This is a genomic window from uncultured Psychroserpens sp., from assembly GCF_947500255.1.
Classification (GTDB): Bacteria; Bacteroidota; Bacteroidia; order Flavobacteriales; family Flavobacteriaceae; genus Psychroserpens.
Map to the genome: position 1 here is coordinate 294,559 of NZ_CANMRL010000004.1, position 22,600 is coordinate 317,158.

Here is a 22,600-nt window from a genome sequence, read left to right on the forward strand (position 1 = left end):
GAGTGGTTTCTTTTTGTTCTATTCTGAAATCTATTTATGAGACTGCTTTTAGCTTTTTAAGCTTCGTTTTAGTAAGCTTGGTTTCTGCATAAGACTTAGTTACATTAAGTTTTTTATCATTTGAACTTGGCATTTCAAACATCGCATCGGTCAAGATTTCTTCACAAAGCGAACGCAAACCTCTTGCACCCAACTTATACTCTATAGCTTTATTAACGATAAATTCTAAAGCGCCTTCCGTGATAGCGAATTCGATATCATCCATAGCAAACAATTTCTTATACTGTTTGATGATGGCATTTTTAGGCTCAGTTAAAATAGCTCTTAATGTATTCCCATCTAACGGATCCATATAGGTAAGCACTGGAAGTCGACCAATGATTTCAGGTATCAATCCAAAGTCTTTTAAATCCTTAGGGATGATATACTGTAACATGTTATCGGGATCGGCTATTTCATCATCATGAGATGCTTTATAACCAATAGCAGCCATATTTAATCGCTTAGAGATGACACGCTCGATACCATCAAACGCTCCACCTGCAATAAATAAGATATGCTCTGTATTAACTTCAATAAATTTTTGGTCTGGATGTTTACGTCCTCCTTTTGGTGGCACATTAACAACAGTACCTTCAAGCAACTTTAATAAGGCTTGCTGTACACCTTCTCCAGAAACGTCTCTTGTGATTGATGGATTATCACTCTTACGAGCAATTTTATCAATCTCGTCAATAAACACAATACCACGCTCTGCTTTTTCTAGGTTATAATCTGCCGCTTGTAATAAACGTGTTAAAATACTTTCAACATCTTCTCCAACATAACCTGCTTCAGTTAAAACGGTTGCATCCACAATAGCAAGTGGCACATTAAGCATTCTCGCTACAGTTTTAGCCATTAAAGTTTTACCTGTTCCTGTTTGTCCTACCATAATGATATTTGACTTCTGAATTTCAATATCATCGTCTGTTGGTGGTTGCAATAAACGTTTGTAGTGGTTATAAACTGCAACAGACATCACTTTTTTGGTGTGCTCTTGACCAATAATATACTCGTCAAGAAAAGCTTTAATCTGCTGTGGTTTTTTAAGCATTAACTCTGATGACAACTCTGCATTATCAGACTGTTTAGATTCTTCTAGAACAATACCGTGTGCTTGTTCGATGCAGCGATCACAAATGTGCGCATCTAAACCAGCAATCAACAGATTGGTCTCCGGTTTTTTTCGTCCACAAAACGAACATTCTAATTCTTCCTTTGCCATAAATCGTTTTAAAGCTTCACATTTCCTAGGAAAACATCAAGCATTTGTTCTTTTTATCCTCTTGATAGTACTTCGTCTATCATTCCGTATTCTTTAGCTTTATCAGCTTTCATCCAATAATCACGGTCGCTATCTTCGTAGATTTTGTCGTAATCCTGACCTGAATGCTTACTAATGATTTTATATAACTCTTCTTTAAGGGTTAATATTTCACGAGCCGTAATTTCGATATCACTGGCTTGACCTTGCGCACCTCCTAACGGTTGGTGAATCATCACACGCGAATGTGTTAATCCGCTACGCTTTCCTTTTTCACCAGCACATAATAACACAGCTCCCATAGACGCTGCCATACCTGTACAAATAGTAGCTACATCTGGTTTGATTAACTGCATGGTATCATAAATACCTAAACCTGCATACACACTTCCTCCTGGTGAATTGATATATATTTGAATGTCTTTAGACGCATCTGTGCTTTCTAAAAACAGTAATTGTGCTTGAATGATATTGGCTACTTGATCATTGATCGCTGTACCCATAAAAATAATACGATCCATCATTAAACGCGAGAATACATCAAAAATAGCGATATTCATTTGTCGTTCTTCAATGATATTAGGCGTTAACGCTGTTGGATACATACTACTAATGATCTTATTGTAATATGTGCTGCTAATACCTTGATCTTTTATTGCGAATTTTTCAAATTCTTTTCCGTAATCCATATATAGTTTTCAAATTTTTTTAATGTAAACAAAAAGCGTAAGACGGTGAAGTCTTACGCTCAAAGATACTAATTTATAATATTATTTCTTCTATTTAACAAAATAGCATTAGCCTATACTCAAATATCGAATCTTGGCTCATTTATTTCTTTTGGCATAGTACCCATTATTGGGTTTAGCTGTAAAACTCTTTTACAAAATCGTCGTAAGTTATTTCTTTTGTCTTAAGATTTGCTTCGGCTTTGTAAAGATTTAACAATTTAGTGCTCATCAATTGCTCAGATAAACGCTTTACTTCATCTTTATTTGATAAGATTCTTGCAGCAATACCTTCTAACTCTTCATCACTAGAACCTGTTTGTCCAAACTGTGCCATTTGCACTTTGATCATTTCTTTAGCGTGATCTTTAAGATCATCAAAAGACACTTGAAGATCATGTTTTTCAATAATCTTACCTTCAATTAATTGATAACGCATGCTTTTTTCAGACTTTTCGTATTCTTCTTTAGCTTGCTCTGCATCCATTACTTCTTCACCGGCAGTTTGCATCCACTTCTGTAAGAATTCAGCTGGCAAATCAAATTTTGTGTTTTCTACTAAATATTCAGTTACGTCATTTAATAGTTTTTGATCTCCTTGTTGTGCAAATTGCTTTTCAGAATCTTCTTTAATCTTAGCTTTCAATTCTGTTACAGACGTCACTGCTTTTGGTCCGAATAATTTATCAAATAACTCTTGATCCAAATCAGCTAATTCTCTTGAGTTAATTTCGTTGATTGTAAATGTTACTTCAACCTCTAGACCATGAGCATCATCATGAGATACCTTTAAGAAGGTCATAAGATCATGATCATCCTTAAACAATCCCTTAGTTTTTAATGTGATCACATCACCAACTTTAGCACCAATAAATTTCTTCTCAGTCGCTTTTCCTTTAAACTTATCTAAAGTGATCATTGTAGAATTATTGATCTCTTTTTCCTCATTTACAAAAACACCAGTAATTTCAGAGTCTTTAGCTACTTCTGTTTCAGAAATAATTTTACCATACTGTTTTCTAATATGCTCTACTTGGTTATCTAACATTTTATCATCGGCAACAATGTTATAATGTGTGATGGCTTTTTTACCTTTTAAGTTCACATCAAAATCAGGTGCAAGTCCTAATTCGAACTCAAAAGAAAAGGCATCAGAATCCCAATCTAAATCATCCTGAGGCTTTGGTAATGGGTTACCTAAAACGTCTAATTTTTCTTCGGTTAAATATTTACCCAAAGCATCTTGTAAAAGCTTGTTAACCTCATCAACTAAAACCGCTTTACCATATTGCTTTTTTACTAAAGTCATTGGTACATGACCTTTTCTAAAGCCTGGGATATTAGCCGATTTACGGTAATCGCTTAATATTTTTTCTACTTTATCGCTATAATCTTCTTTAGCGATATCTACTTTTACCACTGCATTTAATGCGTCGATGTTTTCTCTTGTAATATTCATTGTATCTACTCTAAACCCTAAAGGGTATTTACATTTTATATTTTTAATACACACGAGGTATTAAAAAGGGCTGCAAAAATACGATATTTTTTGCAACCCAACAATAGTTTAAGTAACTGATTTTGTGTCTACTTTTTCTTCTCTTTTAAAAAGGAATAGGCAATAGATTGTGAGATGGATAATAAGATACTAAACAGTAAGGCTGTCCAAAACCCATTCACGCCAAAACCATCTATAAATTTATCTGCTAGTAGAATGATACACGCATTAATCACAAACAGAAACAAGCCTAAAGTAAGAATGGTAATAGGTAAAGTTAAAATGATAAGTATAGGCTTTACTATGGCATTTAATAATGCTAAAACCACAGCTACAATAATTGCAGATTGATAGCCTTTAAGTCCAACACCTGGCAAAAAATGAGCTAAAATCATTACGATCCCAGCAGTGAGTAATATTCTAATAATTAGATTCATAAGATTTAGATTTTACAACTATGAAGTTACAAAATTTATAACGGCTTCGTAAAAGTCTTTTGGGTTTTCGGCATGCAACCAATGACCAGCATTGGTTATTGTTTCAATAGCTGCAAGCGGAAAATGCTGCTTGATGAGTTTCTCATCTGTTGGCATCACATACTCGCTTTTGTCACCTCTCAAAAAAAGTGTTGGATTTTCAAATTTAGAATGTATAGGTAAGGCTTCTCCAACTTCAGTGACATTCTCTTTTAAAACGTCAAGGTTAATTCTAAGTCCGAGCTGCCCCTTTTCTACCCAATACAAGTTTTTAAGCAGGAACATACGCACACCAGGTTCGGAAACATATTGCGAAAGGAATGTATCTGCGGCACCTCTACTTTTAATGTCGTTAAAATCCAAGGCACTCAATCCAGCCAAAATGGCATCGTGATGCACAGGATAAAAGCGCGGACTTATATCTGCCACCATTAATTTTGAAACCAACTCTGGATATTCGGACGCAAAAAGCATTGCCGTTTTTCCACCCATTGAATGACCTAGTAAAGTCATATTTTCGAGTTGATGCGCATCAGAATAACGCTTAAGATCTTCAGATAAAACCTCGTAATTAAATTCGTCATTATGAAAACTACGTCCATGATTACGTTGATCTACCAGATGCATTTCAAAACCAGCTTCAGCAAATTTATTGCCTAGTGTTTTCCAGTTGTCGGACATCCCTAAAAACCCATGAAGAATAACAAAAGGCTGTCCTTGTCCTATAATTTTTGAGTGTAATGTCATTGTAATCGCTGTAAATACATTTGCACCACATTTTCGATACCTAGGTACAAGCTTTCAGAAATCAAAGCATGACCAATCGACACCTCTAATAATCCTGGTATGTTTTCTTTAAAGAATTTGATATTATCCAAAGCCAAATCATGTCCAGCATTAACACCTAATCCTATGTTATTAGATAATTCTGCTGCTTTAGTAAACGGTTCAATCGCGCTTTCATTTCCTAAACCATATTGATGCGCGAAAGTTTCAGTATATAATTCGATACGATCAGTTCCTGTAGCTTTAGCACCTTCTATCATTTCTAAAACAGGATCTACAAATATGGACGTACGAATGCCATTGGATTTAAATTCTGAAATGACTTCGGTCAAGAACGCTTTATGCTTTATGGTGTCCCAACCAGCATTAGATGTTAAGGCATCTACAGCATCTGGAACCAAAGTAACTTGCGTTGGTTTAACTTCGAGCACCAAATCCATAAAGGATTGTATTGGGTTTCCTTCAACATTAAATTCGGTATAAACCTCAGGCTTTAGATCACGTGTATCTTGATATTTTATATGGCGTTCATCTGGTCTTGGATGCACAGTAACACCTTCTGCTCCAAATCGCTGCACATCTTTAGCAAACTGAACAACGTTTGGTGTGTTTCCTCCACGAGAATTCCTCAAGGTTGCTATCTTATTGATATTTACACTTAACTTGGTCATAACTTTGTAATTTGATTACAAAAATACAAAGTCCTTCAACCTTAATTGTGGTTATTTTTAATTAATTTTGATTAGAATTTTACAAGACTATGCCATTACGAGAATATATTATTAACGATATAAAACCACTCAATATAAATGATAAGGTGAGTGATGTTCAGTTGATTTTTAATGAATTGACCTATTCCCATATTCCTGTTGAGAATAATGGCACATATCAAGGTTGCATCTCTGAAACTGATGCCCATTGTTTTGAGTCTCAAAAAACAATTGCCGATTGTAATTATGCTCTAGATGGTTTCTTTGTGAGATCTGACACCAACTGGTTGGATGTACTGGAAACATTTGCACAAAATTCTTGTAATATCATGCCAGTTCTAGATAAGCATAATAATTATCTGGGCTATTACGAACTTAATGATATTATAGGTTTATTTAATGAAACGCCTTTCTTTGCCGAGCCCGGCGGTATTCTTATTGTTGAAAAAGGTATTCAAGATTATTCCTTTAGTGAAATTAGCCAGATTGTTGAATCAAACGATGCAAAAATTTTAGGTGCTTTTGTATCTCGAATGGACAGTGGCGTTGTCCAAATCACTTTAAAGATTGGTAATTCTGGACTCAATGATGTGATTCAAACCTTTAGACGCTATAGTTATAATATTATTTCGGGTCATGAGGAAGACACACATCTTGAAAACCTCAAGGACCGCTCAGAATACCTCAAAAAATACTTAGACATATAGTATGAAGGTAGCCGTTTACAGTCAGTATTATCCAGAGAAATCTTTAAAATCATTTGAAGATCTTATTAATGTACTTCACAAGAATCAAGTTTCCATTCATATAGAAGCATCATTTTATAACGAATTAAATGATGGTATAAAACAAAATTCTGCTGTTAAAAAATTCACCGAATTGGATGACAGTTATAATCTTTTGATTAGTGTTGGAGGAGATGGTACCATTTTACGAGCTATCACCTATGTAAGAGATCTTTCTATTCCGATTGTTGGCATCAATACAGGCCGGCTTGGTTTTTTAGCGACCATTCAAACCGATGATATCGAAGTTGCCATTACACATATTTTAAATGGTAATTATAAAACCTCCGAACGCACATTGCTGAGTGTAGAAACTAATCCAGAAAATGAAGACTTAAAAGTCACCAATTTTGCGCTTAATGAAATTGCTGTAAGTCGAAAAAATACAACCTCGATGATTACCGTAGAAACCCATTTAAACGATGAATATTTGACATCATATTGGGCTGACGGACTCATAGTGGCCACACCAACTGGTTCTACAGGATACTCTTTAAGTTGTGGCGGACCAGTAATAACACCCGAAGCTAATAGTTTTGTCCTAACACCTATTGCGCCTCACAACTTAAATGCAAGACCTTTAGTTATTCCAGATGACACCACTATTCATTTAAGAGTAGATGGTCGAGAAGATCAACATTTAATGTCATTAGACTCACGAATAGTCACCTTATCAAACGCTACCCTAATCACCATAAAGAAAGCCAACTTTAAAGTTAAAATGGTAGAGCTCTTAGATGAAAGCTTTATTGATACGCTCAGAAAGAAAATGCTCTGGGGCGAAGACAAACGTAATTAAACAATAAAACCTTATAAAATCTGTTTTCTGTAAGACTATTTGCCACAAATTACCGTAGGCAATTCATATTTATTATATTTGCAAACTTTTAAAAATTTATGAGGTATTTAATCTTATTTTTATTGAGTATATGTTTCGCACAAAAAAGCCAGGGTCAAATCTATGAAGTTGGTGTATTTGCTGGTGGAAGTAATTTTATTGGTGATGTAGGTCGTACAAACTACATCAACCCTAATACGGCTACACTAGGCTTGCTTTTAAAATGGAATCGCAGCCCAAGACATTCATGGAGAGTCTCAATTATTTATTCTGATTTAAAAGGCTACGATGAAAAATCTGATGATCCTAGACGTGTAGAACGTGATTATTTCTTCGACACTAATTTATTGGAAATCTCTGCAGGTATGGAATTTACCTTTTGGGATTTTGATTTACATCAAGGAGATTTAAAAGTAACACCATATATATATTCAGGAATATCTACAGCAAAACACCCAAACTATTTTTTCAATGCCGCTGGTGAGTATACAGCAGAAGGAACAGATAGCTGGGCTTTTGGAATACCTATGACACTTGGTATTAAAAGCAACATTACTAATCATTTAATTTTAGGTTTTGAGGTTGGTGCACGTTACACCTTTTCAGATGAAATAGATGGTAGTGTTCCTGACGCAAAAGAATTAGAGGTATTTTCCTTTGGTAATACAAATAGTAACGACTGGTATGTATTTACTGGTTTTACATTAACTTATACATTTGGTCAAAGACCTTGTTATTGCAATTTTTAAATGAATTTAAAAGATCAAATATTAACCGATAAGCTTCCTAATCATGTCGCCATAATAATGGATGGTAATGGTCGTTGGGCCAAACAAAAAGGGATGCTAAGGGTAATAGGTCATGAAAATGGGACGAAGTCTGTAAGAGATGTTGTAGAAGCTAGTGCCGAAATTGGAATTAAAAATTTAACACTATACGCTTTTTCTACTGAAAATTGGAAACGCCCAAAGCTAGAAGTTCAAACACTTATGAAACTTCTAGTTAAATCATTAAAAAGAGAAATCAAAACACTTCAAGACAATAACATTCGCCTTTTAGCTATTGGAAATCTTAAAGATTTACCAAAAAAAGCGCATCAGGAGTTGTTAGAAGTTATAGATAAAACCAAAAACAATACACACATGACACTCACTCTGGCCCTAAGTTACGGCTCTAGAGAAGAGATTGTTAAGGTTATAAAAGAATTAACAGATAAAGTTAAAAATAATATAATTTCTGTTGAAAGTATTGATGAATCAATTATAAATAAGCATCTTTACACGCATAATTTACCAGACGTAGACTTGTTAATAAGAACTAGCGGTGAACAAAGGATAAGCAACTTTTTGTTATGGCAAATTGCTTATGCTGAATTATATTTTACAGACATTCTTTGGCCTGATTTTAAGAAGAAGGACCTTTATGAAGCTTTGATAAATTATCAAAATAGAGAACGACGATTTGGAAAAACAAGTGAACAACTTAGCTAATTACTTACTTTTGAAAACATATATTAAGCCACTACTCCTAGCATTTATTTTTATTACTTCTAATATAGTAGTTGCGCAACAATCAGATTTTAACCAAGGTAAAAAATACATCTTAGAGGAAGTTACTGTAACAGGAAATACGAGTTATAACCCTGGAACTATTGTATCTTTTTCTAGATTAAAGATTGGTGAGGAAATTGTTATTCCTGGCGAACAAATTAGTAACGCTATCAAGAAACTATGGGATTCTAATCTCTTTAGTAGTATTGACGTCTACTTGGCAAAAACTGAAGGTAATAAAGCCTATTTAGAAATCAACCTTATTGATCTTCCCGAGTTAAATAATATTGATATTCAAGGTGTAAAGAAAGGTAAGATAGAAGAGTTAAAGAAAGAAAACAACCTATCTAAAGGTGTTTCTAAAGTTACCGAAAACTTAATCACAACTACACGTAATTACATTACTAATAAATACAAAAAGAAAGGGTATTTAAATACGAAAGTAACAGTTAATACAAAAGCTGTAGAGAATGATTCTATAGAAAAGAGTCAAGTAGATATGTTGATTTTCATTGACAAAGGTGAAAAAGTAAAAATTAATAAAATCATCTTTAATGGTAATGAAAAAGTTTCTGACAAGAAACTAAGAAAGGCCATGAAGAATACGAAGCAAAAGAATCCAATTCGTATTTTAAAACGTTCTAAATACATCAAAGATAAGTATGAAGAAGATTTAATCACACTTATCGATGCTTATAAAGAAAGAGGGTATAGAGATGCTAGAGTGATCTCAGACTCTATCGTTTATAAAGATGACAAAACGATCACACTCTTTATTAATGTTGAAGAAGGTGAGCAATACAAATTTGGTAAAATTAAATTCGTTGGAAATACTGTTTTTACCGACAAGTACCTAGAAAACTATTTAAAGATTAGAGAAGGTTCAACATATAACGGAGTTGAACTACGTAAGCGAATAGCTGATAACAGCAAACCAGACGCTCTAGATTTAACCAACCTCTATCAAGATAGTGGTTATCTGTTCTCTACGATTAACCCAGTAGAAACAAGTGCTGAAGGTAACGTTATAGATATGGAAATTAGAATTTCTGAAGGTAAACCAGCCTATTTCAATAATGTAACGGTTAGTGGTAATGATAAAACAAATGACCATGTTATCTACAGAGAACTAAGAACCAAGCCTGGGCAATTATATCGTAAGAGCAATGTGATTAGAACCATTAGAGAATTAGGTCAATTAGGATTCTTTGATGCACAACAGTTAACGCCAAACATGAAAAACTTCAATACGCAGGATGGTACTGTAGATATTGAATATCAAGTTGTAGAAAGAGGATCAAGTCAAATCGAACTCCAAGGTGGTTACGGTGGAGGAGGTTTTATTGGAACGCTTGGATTGTCTTTTAATAACTTCGCGATTAAAGATATTTTCAAAAAAGAAGCGTATAAACCAATTCCATCAGGTGATGGTCAGAGTTTGGCTTTACGTTTACAAGCATCACAGTTTTTCCAAACGTATAGCTTTTCATTTTCTGAACCTTGGCTAGGTGGAAAACGTCCAGTACAGTTATCGACATCAGTATCACATACACGACAATTTTTATTTGACCCAATTACAAGAAGGGCAGATAAAGACAGACGTTTTAATATTACAGGGATTACTATAGGATTAGCAAAACGTTTAAAAGTCCCAGATGATTTTTTCCAATTATCTCAGGCCTTGAGCTTCCAACATTATGACTTAAAAAATTACAATACAGGTCTATTTACTTTTGGTGATGGTTATTCTAATAACTTATCCTATACCGTTGGATTAACTAGAAACAATACACGTACCGACCCTATTTATCCTACTGGTGGCTCTAATTTTTCAATTAGCGCAAAATTATCATTACCGTATTCATTATTTAATGATGTAGATTATAAAGCTTTAAAAGAAGAGCGTGAATCTCTTGATCCAACCGATGTTGATGACGTAGCTAGAATTGGAGAAATTGATCAAGAACGTTTTAATTGGTTAGAATTTTACAAAGTAAAGTTTAAAGGTGATTGGTATACTAGATTAGTAGATAAACTTGTCTTTAAATCTAGTGTTGAGTTTGGTTTCCTTGGAGCTTATAATCAAGATAGAGGTGTTATCCCATTTGAACGTTTCTTCTTAGGAGGAGATGGTCTTGGAAATTTCGCACTTGATGGTAGAGAAGTAATTCAACTTCGTGGTTATCCAAATCAATCATTATCGTCTCAAGATGGTGGTTCTATATACAATAAGTTTTCATTAGAGTTGCGTTATCCAATTACATTAGGAGCACAAGCGAAAATTTATGCATTAACTTTCTTAGAAGCTGGAGCATCATTTGATAATTTTAGGGATTATAATCCTTTTAATGTGAATCGTTCTGCTGGAGCTGGTATTAGAATATTTATGCCTGCATTTGGATTATTAGGTATTGATTTTGGTTATGGTTTTGACGCTCTTCCGGGTCAAACTGTAAGAAATGGATTAGAAACCCACTTTATAATTGGACAGCAATTTTAATTTTGGCACGATATTTTCTATTAGCAATATGACGATTTAATGTTTGTGTTAAAATTTTTCAGAATATATTTCGTTTATTTGAAGAACCAAACACAATGACAGAATCGTAATTTTAATCTGTCGTTATAGAGTTTATAAAAGATATCATAAAATCAAAAATAATACAGATGAAAAGTAAAGTTCTTTTTTTAGTGACCCTTTTAAGTCTAATGAGCTTTGTATCTAACGCACAAAGAGGTGTTAGGATAGGTTATATAGATACTGAATATATTTTACAAAATATCCCTGAGTATCAAGAAGCATCCTCTCAACTTGATCAAAAAGTACAACAATGGAAAACTGAGATAGAGCAACGATTAACTACAATTGATTCTAAAAAAAAGCAATTGAATAGTGAAAGTGTTTTATTAACGAAGGAATTGTATGAGGAGCGTTTAGAAGACATCTCTTTTGAAGAAGCAGAAATTTTAGATTATCAACAAAAACGATTTGGCCCGAATGGCGATTTAATGATTCAAAAACAACAGTTGATTCAGCCTATTCAAGATCAAATTTTTGCCGCAGTTCAAGAAATTGCTAGTGGTAAAAAATATGATTTCATTTTTGATAAATCGGCAGATGTTGTCATGCTATTCTCGGCAGAACGTTTTGATCTAAGTGAATTGGTGATACGAAGTATTACTCGTTCATCAAAACGAACGCAAGCAAAATCAAGAGCAGAGCGTAAAAAAGCAGAGAAAGAAGATGTTGTTCCTGTTGTAAATAAAGAAGTAGACGAACGTCAAAAAGCGATTGAAGACAAAAAAGCAACTCGTGAAGCAGAGATTGCAAAACGACAAGAAGCGCAGTTAAAAAGAAGAGATTCGCTTAAAGCTGCCGCTGCTGCTAAACGTCAAAAGATTTTAGATGATAGAGCAAAAGCGAAAGCCAAAAGAGATAGCACCAATACTGCAAAAAAATCTGGCTCGACTGAAAAGGATAGAAACATTAAAAAAACAGACTCAACAAAAGCGAAAGCTGCAACAGGAACAAAAACTCCTGCTCAGTTAGCCGAAGAGAAAAAACAACAAAAAATAAAAGATCGTGAAGCAAGAAAAAAGGCACTTGAAGAACGTAAAAAGAAAATATTAGAAGACCGAAAGAAAGCAAAAGAAGAACGTGAAGCACAGAAAAAAGCCAAAGATTCCGTTCCTGATGATAACTAAAAACAATAATTATAACACGTAACAAATTTAAAAATGAAACACTTAAAAACCCTTTTATTCGCAGCTATATTATTTGTTGGTACAACAAATCTTGCAACAGCACAGAGTAAAGTCGCACATATAAATACGACTGAATTGGTTCAAGCTATGCCTGAAATGAAAGCAGCTCAAGCAGAAATCGAAAAGTTATCTAAAACTTACGATGTACAGTATAAAGAAATGGTGACTGAACTTCAAAATAAAGTAAAACAATACAGAGCTGAAGTTGAATCTAAAACTGAAGAAGAAAATACTAAGCGTGCTCAAGAAGTACAACAAATGGAACAAAGTATCCGTGAGTATCAAGCTGGAGCTCAAGACGATTTAGCTAAAAAAGAAGCCGCATTATTAAAGCCTATTTTTGAAAAGGCAAAAGCAGCTATTGATAAAGTAGCAAAAGCACAAGGATTTAACTATGTTCTAGATTCTACTCAAGGTGGTGGTGTTCTTGTAGCTGCTGGTAAAGATCTTTTAGCAGACGTAAAGACAGAATTAGGATTCTAAGAAAGAATACTTAAATAAATACATAAGGAAGCCGCTTTAAACAAGTGGCTTTTTTATTTTTGTAATACATGAGCATACAACCTATAGGCATATTTGATTCTGGTATTGGAGGAACTTCCATCTTCAAGGAAATCCATATGCTCTTACCTCATGAGCACACAATGTACTTAGCCGATAGTAAAAATGCACCTTATGGAGGAAAAAGTAAAGACGATATTTTAGCATTAAGTATCAAAAACACAGAATTATTATTAGAGAAAAACTGTAAACTTATTGTAGTGGCTTGCAATACTGCAACAACCAATGCTATAGAAGTATTAAGAAACACCTATGATGTTCCATTTATTGGTATAGAACCTGCAATAAAACCTGCCGCTTTAAACACAAAAACAAAGGCCATAGGTATACTTGCAACTAAAGGTACATTAAGTAGTGATTTATTTCATCAAACAACAGACCTATACAGCAATGGCATAAAAGTTATTGAACAGGTTGGTGAGGGTATTGTCCCATTGGTAGAAGCAGGCAAAGTGAGTACTACCGAAATGAAAGAACTTTTACAAATATATATGGAGCCTATGTTAAAAGCCGATATAGACTATTTAGTCTTAGGTTGCACACATTATCCTTATTTGATACCAATATTAGTAGAACTACTCCCTAAACACATTAAAATTATCGATTCGGGCTTAGCCGTTGCTAAACAAACTAAACTCGTACTTGAAAAATATCATCTTGTAAATTCAAGAACCACACCTCCAGAAAACATCTTTTTTTCTAACGGAAACATCACTGTTTTGAATCGTATCTTAAATGAAAAATTTAAGGTGTCTTATTTAGACTTTTAAATTCTTATTTAAGTAATGCGCACACAAGTTAATTAGTAAAATTAACTTTTAAACCAACTCGAATATTTGACATAATTATCTGCAATGCGGTTAATTTCTCCTGAAATAAGAGCTTTACTAATGTCCTTCACCTTTTTTGCAGGAACACCTGCATATATACTTCCAGATTCAACAATAGTGTTTTTGGTCACTACAGCACCAGCCGCAATAATACTATTGCTCTCAACGATACAATCGTCCATCACAATGCTTCCCATACCTATCAGAACATTATCATGAATAGTGCAACCATGAACAATAGCATTATGACCAATAGAGACATTATGACCAATAGTAGTTGGCGATTTTTGATAGGTTGCATGAATTACAGCACCATCTTGAACATTTACCTTATCTCCCATTTTTATAAAATGAACATCTCCTCTAATAACAGCATTAAACCAAATACTGCATTGATTTCCCATAGCGACTTCACCTACAATAGTCGCGTTTTCGGCAATATAACAATCGTTAGGTATCTGAGGATGTTTTCCGTTTACAGGTTTTATAATTGGCATAGTTATTAATTTGTATGTTCCTGAAGTAATATTTTTTTATCCAAATACCAGGCTTTCCCATTAACTCCAGTTCCGAAGAAAAAATCTGGGTGTCCTTTATAATTGGTCTTATCGTCTTGTGTTAACTCTTCTTTTACTTTTTGAGGTAACCATTCAAAATTAAATTCTTCTTTTTTATGGTTTTGCTCCTTCCACTCTAAATTCTTTTCAAAATCATATATAGCATGAAAGGTTTTTTCATCGAAGTACAATACGGCTTCTAGGTTATAATCGGATGGCCCTGGAACCGTAAGTCTTTCATTTTGACCCGAATTATCAATGATCACATAGCGATATTCCACTTTTATAGGTTTGTACTTCCTTAAATCCAGAATTTTACCAAGACGTTCAATATCTGTTGATGTTATTTCTGTAACATTCCCTTTTTTTATAATACTCTCATTAGAATGCTCTTTACTTTTTTTGTCAGAATCAGATTGGCATGCCATAAAAAATGACACAAATAAAAACAGCAACCATTTGTGATTTTTGACATTCATATCATTTAAAATAAGACAGTAAGTCGGACTTCTTAGACGCTGAAACCATAATCTCTTTTCCATTGCTCAACACGACACTACCACCTTTTCCTTTTACGTACTTGGTAACTTCATTAACATTAACCAGATAACTTTTATGAACTCTTGCAAAACCACTTTCGGTTAAGGCGTCTTCAAAATACTTTAGGGTCTTGCTTACTAATTTCTTTTTATTATTGTTAAGGTAAATTTCGGTGTAATTATCATCGGCTTTACAGTACATAATATCTGAAGTTTCCAAAACTTCAAATCCATCTTGTTGTGGTATCGTAATTTTACCATCAACACTATTGGTTTTTGGCACTAGAACTTGATCTTGAAGCGCATCTTCTTTTGTTCTTATTTCTGTGACATAATCAACAGCTTTTATTAACTCATCAATAGAAACAGGTTTCATTAAATAATAAGACGCATGTGCATTTAAAGCATCAATAGCATAATGGTTATAAGCTGTAACAAAAATAGTTTCGAAATCGATGTCACCAACTTTATCTAAAAGATCAAAAGCGTTTCCATAGGGCATTTCTACATCAAGAAACACAAGATCCAATTCTGTATTCCTAATAAGCACCAATGCTTCATCTACATTTGCAGCTTCGCCTAAAACATCAACATTAGGGCAATACTTGTTGAGATAATTTTTTAGAATTTTTCTACTTGTTTCCTCGTCTTCTACAATGATGGATCTTAATTTCATATGATCTTATTTTTTTATGTGGTCTTTAAACTCTTTTAATGACTCCATAGCTTGTTCGTATTCTTCTTCAGGGTTTTCTATGAGTGTTTCGATAAAAACCATCGACTCAAACTCAGACCTTCTTGAGTCCATCTCTTCTGTACTCATTAAATCTAATTTTCTCTCAAACAACACTACTTCTGTATTAGAATTGAAATAGGTCACATTCTCAAATAGTGCGCAGCACCTATCACCTTCTCTTTTTCGAGTTTTACTAATATATGGACTTAAACCTGAAAACCGTCGCATAATGATGTTATCGTTTTTTACATAAACCTCCATTTTAACTGGAAAATTCTCAGAAAATCGCGATGCAGCGGTAACCCTAGAAATACCATCCAAATTCTTCTTATAAAAGATTATTCCTGTTTCAAGTTTGCCTTCAACAATTGTTTCAGAGTGCTCTATCTTGGATTCTTTATTATATTCTGATACCTGTCTGTCTATATTTTGAATCCAGCTTAATCTATTATCTTCTGTTTCATTTTGACATGAAATCGACAACATAACTACTATTGCAACTAAGACTTTTATTCTCATTATTAATCCTTTTTTATGGTTACAACAACTTTAGTTCCAGCATCTTCGGTATCTTGATAATCATCGATAAATACGTCGACTTTATCTTTATACATTTCGTTTAAGATTGCCACACGTTTTTGGATATTACCCATACCTTTAGATTTCTGTTTTTGCTGATTGGCTGTTTTCAATTCTTTAGAACGTTCTCTTCCAATACCATCATCTGCCACAGTAATGGTAATTTCATCATTGCTTTTTTTGGACACATCGATATACAAGTGACCTTTTTCAGTTTTATAACGCAATCCATGCCATACTGCATTTTCGATATAAGGTTGTAAAAGCATTGGTGGAATTTGAAACGACTCGACGTCGACATTCTCATCAACTGTTATACTATAATCAAACTTATCTTGAAATCTGAAATGTTCTAATTTTGTATAGAGATCTAATAACTCTATTTCCTTTTGTAACGGAATAAAATCTTCTTCACTATTTTCTAATACCGCTCGCATGAGATATGAGAAATCTGATAAATACTTATTAGCAGTACGTTCATCGTTAATACTAATAAAACTATTAACCGAGTTTAATGCATTAAAAATAAAATGTGGATTCATTTGACTGCGTAACGATTTTAAAGCCAGTAAATTATTCGCTAATCGCTGTTGTTTGATGTATTTGTACATAAAAAACGCAGTGATGAGTAACATGATCAATCCTGCAATTAAAGAGTAAATAATCAATTGCTGATTTTTGGTTCGTGCTTGGTTTAAACTAGTTGTTAATACACGATCACTTTCTAAACTTGTAATTCGATTTTGCTGAGCTATAATGTTACGTCTAAAACGATCAGCTTGCGACAGTTCTTGTTCTCGTTTAATATAGAGTTCATCAACCACATTTTTATAATCCTCTAAAGTCTCTTTCGCTTTTTCAAAGTTTCCAGCATCAACATGCACATCTGAAAGCTTTTTCGTGGCGTCTTTCTTAACAATTAAATCTCCTTTAGCATCAGCTTCTTCAATACTTTTCTCGAGATAAGGAATAGCATTTTCATAATCTTTCTGTAAAAAGTACGCATTACCAATTTTATAGTTTTGCTTTTGAAGTGTCAAGGGACTTTCATTCACTATGATGGAATCTTTTTGAACACCCTCTACATCTTCAACAATCTCCTTTCGTAATTGTATCTCTTCAGAATAGTTTCTGTTTGTATTCTGAAAATCGGCTACCGTAACTTTTTCTTCTAAAGCACGTTTTTTAGTTTCTTTCTCGGCAAGGTTTAGGGAATTTCCAAAAAACTGCTCTGCTTTGTCTACGCGACCATCACTATTATATGATTGTGCAATTTTAGAATTGAGATCAACAATCTTTGGTTTGATCAAATGTTTATTGGCCACCTCTAAACCTTTTTCATATGCCTCAACAGAAGACTGATAATTCTTAATACTGAAGTAGGTATCTCCTAAGCCTTCATAAAGTGTTACGAGTTGATAATTACTTAAAGATTTCTTGTCTATGGCATTATAAGTTTCTAAACTTTCTTGATAATTTTTATTACGCTCATAAGCTTTTGCAAGCCCTAATTTAGCTTCATTAGTTTCTTCATTTTGCAAACTAACCCTATAACTAGTAACCGCTAAATCATATTGTTTCCAGTACATATACACATCGGCTAAAACTAAATGAGCAAGTCCATTTTGAGATTGTGTTGTACTTTGTGATAGTGCATCTCCTACGAATGCAATACTCTTTTCTACATCAAGCTTTTTGTATTTGGATACCGAATCGATATATGCATTAAATGCCTTTATATCTGTTTTAAATTTTGAATTTGCTTTTTGCCTTGTTTCAGCAGGTTCTACTTCTACGGTTATTCTATCATTATTTTCGATAACATGATAAACGGTTTGAAAATCTTTATGCCTTATAATTAATTCGTCGCCTTTACGTGCTTTAATTACAAATGCACCATTGGCATCTGTTCGCGTATAATCGCCGCCATTAACCTCAATGTTTACTTTTGAAATAGGCTTGTACGTATCACTTTCCCTTACAGAACCTCTTATGCTAAAGAAAGGGTTTTTTTCTGCTTTCAGCTTCAGCGCCTCATTCTCTTTTTCTTTCCTATTGTTTTGACCTGTTACTGTTTCTATAGAAAACAATAACAGTAAGATAATGATGCTATATTTAAGTATTTGTTTCATTATTTTATTTGAATGGAATAAACTTACATACTTTAATTGATTAAATAAAATCACGAACTATCGTAACATCCTAAATTTAAGATCAAATTGATTAGGTTACTCATTTAGCTATCCTTTTCACTCATTTAAACGCTTGCTTCACTCATTCTGGTTTTTTATTAAAAAAAGATGATTCTAGATTTACCGCATTAATCAAAAATCGAAAAAACAATGAAAAATCAAGCCCTTAGCGTCATGCTAATGTTAATGTGTATGGTCATATCAAATGCACAGCACAAAGGAAACTATGATCAAATCTCTAGACAGAATATTTTGCATTCTGGAAATGCAACTATTTACAACCCTACTGTACAACAGCAAATCAATAAAATATTAAATCCGAGTACCAACGTATTTATTGATGTAAAAGCACTACAAAATGTGGCCGCAACAACCTATACCGCCATTTTTAATGTCTCGCAAATTGGACCAACAGCAGACAGCACTAATTTATTGATGAACCAGCGCGTAGATAAAATAAAAAGTGCTTTAAAAACTATAGGCATATCAGAAGAAGACTTTGCTGTAGATGTCATTTCATTTGTTCCGAATTATGAAATAGAGGTTCAGAAAAAGTTATTTAGTAAAACCTATACTGAAGTACCAAACGGTTTTGAACTTCAACAAAATTTACACATTCAGTTTACAAAGACCAATCAATTTGAAAACATTTTAACAGCATGCGCTAAAAGCGAAATATACAATCTCGTTAAAGTCGATTATTATATCGAAAATATTGCTGAAGTTTATAAAAATCTACAAACAAAACTTTTAAAACTCATTGAAGAAAAAAAAGCTTACTATAAAATTTTAGGTTTTGATCTTGCTAATTATAATGTTGCTATTGCAGATGATCAGTATTGTTATTTTCCTAAAGATTTTTATCAAAGCTATCAAGCTTTCAATAGTGTATCTTTTGAAGCCATTAAAAAGAAAAAGGGAGTCACTACTGCAAAAAAACAAACCTCATATTACTACCAGCCTTTATCTTATGAAAACTATGATGTAGTTATCAATCCTTCCATTTTAGAACCTGTTGTTCAAATAGGAATGAACATAAGACTTCAATACACACCAAAACCTAAAGAAGCAAAACCTGAACCTGTAGTAAAAACAGAGATCAAACATAAATACTATGTCGTTTCTCCTAATGGCACCTTAGATATCAAAGCATTACAAACCAATTAATAGTTATTATTATGAAAGCAACAACCGCATTATTTGCATGTATTACACTATTAATATGCATTCCAGCAGAAAATGAATTGCCAGATTTTAAGAGATCTAAAGTAAGTTATTCAGATTTTGAAACGCTCGTAAGAAAAGTAAAAAAACATCGTAAAAAAAGATTGATAAATTTTAATCAGTTTTTGTCTAAAAGCAAAGAAAAAGATGTAATAATACTAGACACTCGGTCTAAAGACATGTATGACAAAAAACATATTAAAGGCGCTTTGCATCTTAATTTTTCAGACTTTACTCAAGACAATTTAGCTAAGATTATTCCAAGCACAAACACTAAAATCCTAATCTATTGCAACAACAACTTTCAAGGTGATCAAATACATTTTATGACAAAATCTGTATTGCCAAAATTAGAGACAGAAAAAGAAATAACTCTGGCGCTAAATATCCCAACCTATATTAACCTTTATGGCTACGGTTATAAAAATGTCTACGAGTTATCTGAGCTTTTATTTCCCATAGATCAACGGGTAGTTTATGAAGGCTCTTCCATACAGAAAACAATAAGTAATAATTAAAATATAAAATCTATGAAAACAATAATCAAAACACTCATAATATCGTTATACATGATTAATTTCATGTCTTGTAACGCTAATGAAAAAAAAGAAACGAAGCAACTAGCAATTGCAGAAACTAAGGCACACGAACCAAATAAACAATTTATAAAAGTAGCCTTACTACTAGACACTAGCAATAGTATGGACGGACTGATAGACCAAGCCAAGGCCCAACTTTGGGATATTGTAAACGAATTATCATATGCCAAATGTGGTGACGAAAAACCAAAATTACAAATTGCTTTGTATGAATACGGAAATGATAATCTTAATGGTGATGAAGGGTTTATCAGACAAGTATTAGCATTTAGTAATGATTTAGATGAAATTTCTAAACAACTATTCTCATTAACCACAAATGGAGGTAACGAATATTGTGGTCATGTTATTCAAACCTCATTAAATCAATTAAAATGGGGGAAAAATGAAGATGACTTAAAACTTATTTTCATTGCAGGAAATGAGCCATTTTCACAAGGTAAAATAAGCTATCAGGATGCTGCAAAGCAGGCGCATAAAAATGGTGTGAGTGTAAATACCATTTTTTGCGGAGATTACAATCAAGGTATTGCGACCTATTGGAAAGATGGAGCAGACCTGTCTCATGGTGATTATATGGCTATTAATCATAATCATGTAACCACTTATGTGGCCACTCCATATGATGACAAAATTCTAAAACTCAACCACAAACTAAACGGTACTTATGTAGCTTATGGCAGTGTAGGCAAAAAGAAAATGGCTCTTCAAGCAGAACAAGACACCAATGCAAGAGGCTATAGCGAAGCTAATGCTGTGAGTAGAACAGTTAGTAAAAGTTCACATCTTTATCTAAACTCTAATTGGGATTTAGTTGATGCAGAACAAGAAAAAGATTTCAAATTTGAAGAATTAAAAAAAGAGGAGCTGCCTAAAGAACTTAAAGATAAAAGTGTGTTAGAAATCAAGGCATATGTCAAAAACAAACGCTTAGAACGTGAAGCGATTCAAAAAGAAATTCAGCAGTTAAATGAAAAACGCCGACTGTATATAAAATCGCAACAGAAAGAAGATAGCAATGGCTTAGAAAATGCCATGATTAAAGCGATAAAGACACAAGCAAAAGAGAAGAAATATACATGGTAATATTTGGGCGTTACATTCTTTACATTTTTACCAATGTAAAAGAATGTCGTGCTCTCGGTAGTCGCTTCCAGAGGCAACTCTGGAGAGCTTCAACAATACCTCCATCACTAACGCAAAAAGTCTCGATACTATCGAGACTTTTGTTTTATTATTGCGTTTTTTTCTAGTTAACTGCCGGACAGTTACATTCGTACTTTTCACGTCTACAGTTAAAGTTATAACCTAATGTAATTTGATGAAATCCACCATTATTGAATACGACTGAGTTTGCTTGGTATGAATACGTATAGGCAAATACAAAACTGTTATAATCCACACCAACAAAAGGTGTAAAATACTGTAGCTTTTGGCTACTAACTCCTGATCCGTCTAAAAACTCTGCACCATCTAAACTTCTACGGTAGGATAAACCTCCCCAAAGTTTACCAAACTCCATATCCTTGTATGCTTTAGCATTAATATCTATTGATGCTTCTTCGGTTGCATCTCGGTACATAAACATAACAGATGGCTCAAAACTCCAATCGCTACCATACTTATGGAATGTATTACCCGCAGAAAGTAAATATGTCCTCAAATTATCATAACTTAATCCTTGCTCATTAAAATTAATTCCATCATTATTTAAAACATTTTTAACTGTCGCATGGGCATAAAAATCAATTAAGTGATAAGAGAATCCAAAGTCAACATTAAAGTTTGTCGCGCTTTGTTCTACACCAGCAATAATAGGATCAAATCCATCCGCTAAAAACTCTGTTTCATCTAACTTATACTGAATAAATCCAGCACTTAAACCAAAGGATAACATATTTAAATCAATCTCATTACGAGAAAACATAATATGATGCGCATAGGTCAAATAAGCTCCTGTTTGAGAGTGGTATCCATTTTTGTCATTATAAACAATACCTCCTAGTGCAGATGGTGAATCACCCAATCTACTATTTACACTCAAGGTCTGTAAATTTGGAGCTTCATCTTGTCCAAACCACTGTGCACGAGCCGTAAGTCTTACTTTAGCACAATTAGCTACACCAGCCATAGACGGGTGAATGAGGTAATAGTTATCTGTTAAATAATCTGAATAAATGGGTAGTCCTTCTTGCGCTGTTCCAATAAATGAAAACAAGGCTAAACTTGCTATTATATAATATTTTTTCAAATTCATATTAATTTTATCTTTTCAGGGTAAAATGGGCTTTAAATTCTTTACGGTCACCTGTATTAGGTTCATTATACTCAACTACAAACC

Annotated in this window: 23 protein-coding genes; 11 read left to right on the forward strand and 12 right to left on the reverse strand. The window is 33.5% G+C overall.

Annotated features, from left to right (window positions below; genetic code table 11):
• Positions 1-34 precede the first annotated feature (34 nt).
• The 6 genes from clpX to Q0783_RS13520 form a co-directional block, all read right to left on the reverse strand.
• Entirely contained in the window at positions 35-1,267 is a 1,233-nt protein-coding gene (clpX, locus tag Q0783_RS13495) for an ATP-dependent Clp protease ATP-binding subunit ClpX (protein WP_230936672.1), read from the reverse strand.
• Positions 1,268-1,320: 53 nt separating this feature from the next.
• On the reverse strand, positions 1,321-1,995 hold the full coding sequence (clpP, locus tag Q0783_RS13500; RefSeq protein WP_230936673.1) for an ATP-dependent Clp endopeptidase proteolytic subunit ClpP: 675 nt from the start codon (positions 1,993-1,995) through the stop codon (positions 1,321-1,323).
• Positions 1,996-2,170: 175 nt separating this feature from the next.
• The gene (tig, locus tag Q0783_RS13505) at positions 2,171-3,493 is read right to left on the reverse strand and encodes a trigger factor (RefSeq protein ID WP_298895960.1); all 1,323 of its coding nucleotides are present in this window, start codon (positions 3,491-3,493) and stop codon (positions 2,171-2,173) included.
• A gap of 128 nt (positions 3,494-3,621) precedes the next feature.
• Positions 3,622-3,969, reverse strand: a complete 348-nt coding sequence (locus Q0783_RS13510; protein ID WP_298895962.1) for a phage holin family protein — start codon at positions 3,967-3,969, stop codon at positions 3,622-3,624.
• A gap of 18 nt (positions 3,970-3,987) precedes the next feature.
• Positions 3,988-4,755: an alpha/beta fold hydrolase gene (locus Q0783_RS13515; protein WP_298895965.1), complete on the reverse strand. Its 768-nt coding sequence runs from the start codon at positions 4,753-4,755 to the stop codon at positions 3,988-3,990.
• The gene (locus tag Q0783_RS13520; protein WP_298895967.1) at positions 4,752-5,465 is read right to left on the reverse strand and encodes a pyridoxine 5'-phosphate synthase; all 714 of its coding nucleotides are present in this window, start codon (positions 5,463-5,465) and stop codon (positions 4,752-4,754) included. Before Q0783_RS13520 ends, Q0783_RS13515 begins: the two co-directional genes overlap by 4 nt.
• An 89-nt stretch (positions 5,466-5,554) precedes the next feature.
• Here Q0783_RS13520 and Q0783_RS13525 point away from each other — a divergent pair, with 89 nt between their 5' ends.
• The 8 genes from Q0783_RS13525 to murI all read left to right on the forward strand — a co-directional run bounded on the left by Q0783_RS13525 (position 5,555) and on the right by murI (position 13,773).
• The gene (locus Q0783_RS13525; RefSeq protein ID WP_298895969.1) at positions 5,555-6,211 is read left to right on the forward strand and encodes a CBS domain-containing protein; all 657 of its coding nucleotides are present in this window, start codon (positions 5,555-5,557) and stop codon (positions 6,209-6,211) included.
• 1 nt (position 6,212) lies between these two features.
• Positions 6,213-7,088, forward strand: coding sequence for an NAD kinase (locus tag Q0783_RS13530; RefSeq protein WP_298895971.1), 876 nt, complete (start codon positions 6,213-6,215; stop codon positions 7,086-7,088).
• A gap of 98 nt (positions 7,089-7,186) precedes the next feature.
• Positions 7,187-7,876, forward strand: a complete 690-nt coding sequence (locus Q0783_RS13535) for a DUF6089 family protein (protein ID WP_298895973.1) — start codon at positions 7,187-7,189, stop codon at positions 7,874-7,876.
• Positions 7,877-8,617 (forward strand): isoprenyl transferase, encoded by a 741-nt coding sequence (locus Q0783_RS13540; protein WP_230936681.1) that lies wholly within the window; start codon positions 7,877-7,879, stop codon positions 8,615-8,617.
• 10 nt (positions 8,618-8,627) lie between these two features.
• A complete protein-coding gene (locus Q0783_RS13545) occupies positions 8,628-11,177 on the forward strand; it encodes a POTRA domain-containing protein (RefSeq protein WP_298895974.1) in 2,550 nt (849 codons plus the stop codon).
• Between the two features lie 167 nt (positions 11,178-11,344).
• Entirely contained in the window at positions 11,345-12,382 is a 1,038-nt protein-coding gene (locus Q0783_RS13550) for an OmpH family outer membrane protein (RefSeq protein WP_298895976.1), read from the forward strand.
• Between the two features lie 33 nt (positions 12,383-12,415).
• Positions 12,416-12,925: an OmpH family outer membrane protein gene (locus Q0783_RS13555; RefSeq protein ID WP_230936684.1), complete on the forward strand. Its 510-nt coding sequence runs from the start codon at positions 12,416-12,418 to the stop codon at positions 12,923-12,925.
• A 68-nt stretch (positions 12,926-12,993) separates the two neighbouring features.
• Positions 12,994-13,773, forward strand: coding sequence for a glutamate racemase (murI, locus tag Q0783_RS13560; protein WP_298895977.1), 780 nt, complete (start codon positions 12,994-12,996; stop codon positions 13,771-13,773).
• A 41-nt stretch (positions 13,774-13,814) separates the two neighbouring features.
• On the opposite strand, the gene Q0783_RS13565 is transcribed toward murI, so the two are convergent.
• The 5 genes from Q0783_RS13565 to Q0783_RS13585 are packed head-to-tail and all read right to left on the reverse strand — an operon-like array spanning position 13,815 to position 18,376.
• Positions 13,815-14,330 carry a gamma carbonic anhydrase family protein gene (locus tag Q0783_RS13565; protein WP_298895979.1) on the reverse strand — a complete coding sequence of 172 codons (516 nt, stop codon included), beginning with the start codon at positions 14,328-14,330 and terminating at the stop codon, positions 13,815-13,817.
• Between the two features lie 5 nt (positions 14,331-14,335).
• Positions 14,336-14,869: a hypothetical protein gene (locus Q0783_RS13570; RefSeq protein ID WP_298895981.1), complete on the reverse strand. Its 534-nt coding sequence runs from the start codon at positions 14,867-14,869 to the stop codon at positions 14,336-14,338.
• A 1-nt stretch (position 14,870) separates the two neighbouring features.
• Positions 14,871-15,605, reverse strand: coding sequence for a LytTR family DNA-binding domain-containing protein (locus tag Q0783_RS13575; protein ID WP_298760956.1), 735 nt, complete (start codon positions 15,603-15,605; stop codon positions 14,871-14,873).
• Positions 15,606-15,611: 6 nt separating this feature from the next.
• A complete protein-coding gene (locus Q0783_RS13580; protein ID WP_298895983.1) occupies positions 15,612-16,184 on the reverse strand; it encodes a hypothetical protein in 573 nt (190 codons plus the stop codon).
• A 2-nt stretch (positions 16,185-16,186) separates the two neighbouring features.
• Positions 16,187-18,376 (reverse strand): histidine kinase, encoded by a 2,190-nt coding sequence (locus Q0783_RS13585; RefSeq protein WP_298895985.1) that lies wholly within the window; start codon positions 18,374-18,376, stop codon positions 16,187-16,189.
• Positions 18,377-18,586: 210 nt separating this feature from the next.
• Between Q0783_RS13585 and Q0783_RS13590 the strand changes: the two genes are divergently transcribed.
• Genes Q0783_RS13590 through Q0783_RS13600 form a run of 3 tightly spaced genes read left to right on the forward strand, consistent with a single transcriptional unit; the run spans position 18,587 to position 21,345 of the window.
• Positions 18,587-19,603 carry an SIMPL domain-containing protein gene (locus tag Q0783_RS13590; RefSeq protein WP_298895987.1) on the forward strand — a complete coding sequence of 339 codons (1,017 nt, stop codon included), beginning with the start codon at positions 18,587-18,589 and terminating at the stop codon, positions 19,601-19,603.
• Between the two features lie 11 nt (positions 19,604-19,614).
• Complete coding sequence (locus tag Q0783_RS13595) at positions 19,615-20,178, forward strand: rhodanese-like domain-containing protein (RefSeq protein WP_298895989.1); 564 nt, start codon at positions 19,615-19,617, stop codon at positions 20,176-20,178.
• Positions 20,179-20,190: 12 nt separating this feature from the next.
• Positions 20,191-21,345: a VWA domain-containing protein gene (locus tag Q0783_RS13600; RefSeq protein ID WP_298760965.1), complete on the forward strand. Its 1,155-nt coding sequence runs from the start codon at positions 20,191-20,193 to the stop codon at positions 21,343-21,345.
• Between the two features lie 163 nt (positions 21,346-21,508).
• On the opposite strand, the gene Q0783_RS13605 is transcribed toward Q0783_RS13600, so the two are convergent.
• Positions 21,509-22,516 (reverse strand): type IX secretion system membrane protein PorP/SprF, encoded by a 1,008-nt coding sequence (locus Q0783_RS13605; protein ID WP_298760966.1) that lies wholly within the window; start codon positions 22,514-22,516, stop codon positions 21,509-21,511.
• Positions 22,517-22,600: the final 84 nt, after the last annotated feature.

Excerpts from the sequence above, each read along its gene's own strand:
- clpX (WP_230936672.1), bottom strand. The coding sequence starts at position 1,267 with ATGGCAAAGGAAGAATTAGAATGTTCGTTTTGTGGACGAAAAAAACCG.
- clpP (WP_230936673.1), bottom strand. The coding sequence starts at position 1,995 with ATGGATTACGGAAAAGAATTTGAAAAATTCGCAATAAAAGATCAAGGT.
- tig (WP_298895960.1), bottom strand. The coding sequence starts at position 3,493 with ATGAATATTACAAGAGAAAACATCGACGCATTAAATGCAGTGGTAAAA.
- Q0783_RS13510 (WP_298895962.1), bottom strand. The coding sequence starts at position 3,969 with ATGAATCTAATTATTAGAATATTACTCACTGCTGGGATCGTAATGATT.
- Q0783_RS13515 (WP_298895965.1), bottom strand. The coding sequence starts at position 4,755 with ATGACATTACACTCAAAAATTATAGGACAAGGACAGCCTTTTGTTATT.
- Q0783_RS13520 (WP_298895967.1), bottom strand. The coding sequence starts at position 5,465 with ATGACCAAGTTAAGTGTAAATATCAATAAGATAGCAACCTTGAGGAAT.
- Q0783_RS13525 (WP_298895969.1), top strand. The coding sequence starts at position 5,555 with ATGCCATTACGAGAATATATTATTAACGATATAAAACCACTCAATATA.
- Q0783_RS13530 (WP_298895971.1), top strand. The coding sequence starts at position 6,213 with ATGAAGGTAGCCGTTTACAGTCAGTATTATCCAGAGAAATCTTTAAAA.
- Q0783_RS13535 (WP_298895973.1), top strand. The coding sequence starts at position 7,187 with ATGAGGTATTTAATCTTATTTTTATTGAGTATATGTTTCGCACAAAAA.
- Q0783_RS13540 (WP_230936681.1), top strand. The coding sequence starts at position 7,877 with ATGAATTTAAAAGATCAAATATTAACCGATAAGCTTCCTAATCATGTC.
- Q0783_RS13550 (WP_298895976.1), top strand. The coding sequence starts at position 11,345 with ATGAAAAGTAAAGTTCTTTTTTTAGTGACCCTTTTAAGTCTAATGAGC.
- Q0783_RS13555 (WP_230936684.1), top strand. The coding sequence starts at position 12,416 with ATGAAACACTTAAAAACCCTTTTATTCGCAGCTATATTATTTGTTGGT.
- murI (WP_298895977.1), top strand. The coding sequence starts at position 12,994 with ATGAGCATACAACCTATAGGCATATTTGATTCTGGTATTGGAGGAACT.
- Q0783_RS13565 (WP_298895979.1), bottom strand. The coding sequence starts at position 14,330 with ATGCCAATTATAAAACCTGTAAACGGAAAACATCCTCAGATACCTAAC.
- Q0783_RS13570 (WP_298895981.1), bottom strand. The coding sequence starts at position 14,869 with ATGAATGTCAAAAATCACAAATGGTTGCTGTTTTTATTTGTGTCATTT.
- Q0783_RS13575 (WP_298760956.1), bottom strand. The coding sequence starts at position 15,605 with ATGAAATTAAGATCCATCATTGTAGAAGACGAGGAAACAAGTAGAAAA.
- Q0783_RS13580 (WP_298895983.1), bottom strand. The coding sequence starts at position 16,184 with ATGAGAATAAAAGTCTTAGTTGCAATAGTAGTTATGTTGTCGATTTCA.
- Q0783_RS13585 (WP_298895985.1), bottom strand. The coding sequence starts at position 18,376 with ATGAAACAAATACTTAAATATAGCATCATTATCTTACTGTTATTGTTT.
- Q0783_RS13590 (WP_298895987.1), top strand. The coding sequence starts at position 18,587 with ATGAAAAATCAAGCCCTTAGCGTCATGCTAATGTTAATGTGTATGGTC.
- Q0783_RS13595 (WP_298895989.1), top strand. The coding sequence starts at position 19,615 with ATGAAAGCAACAACCGCATTATTTGCATGTATTACACTATTAATATGC.
- Q0783_RS13600 (WP_298760965.1), top strand. The coding sequence starts at position 20,191 with ATGAAAACAATAATCAAAACACTCATAATATCGTTATACATGATTAAT.
- Q0783_RS13605 (WP_298760966.1), bottom strand. The coding sequence starts at position 22,516 with ATGAATTTGAAAAAATATTATATAATAGCAAGTTTAGCCTTGTTTTCA.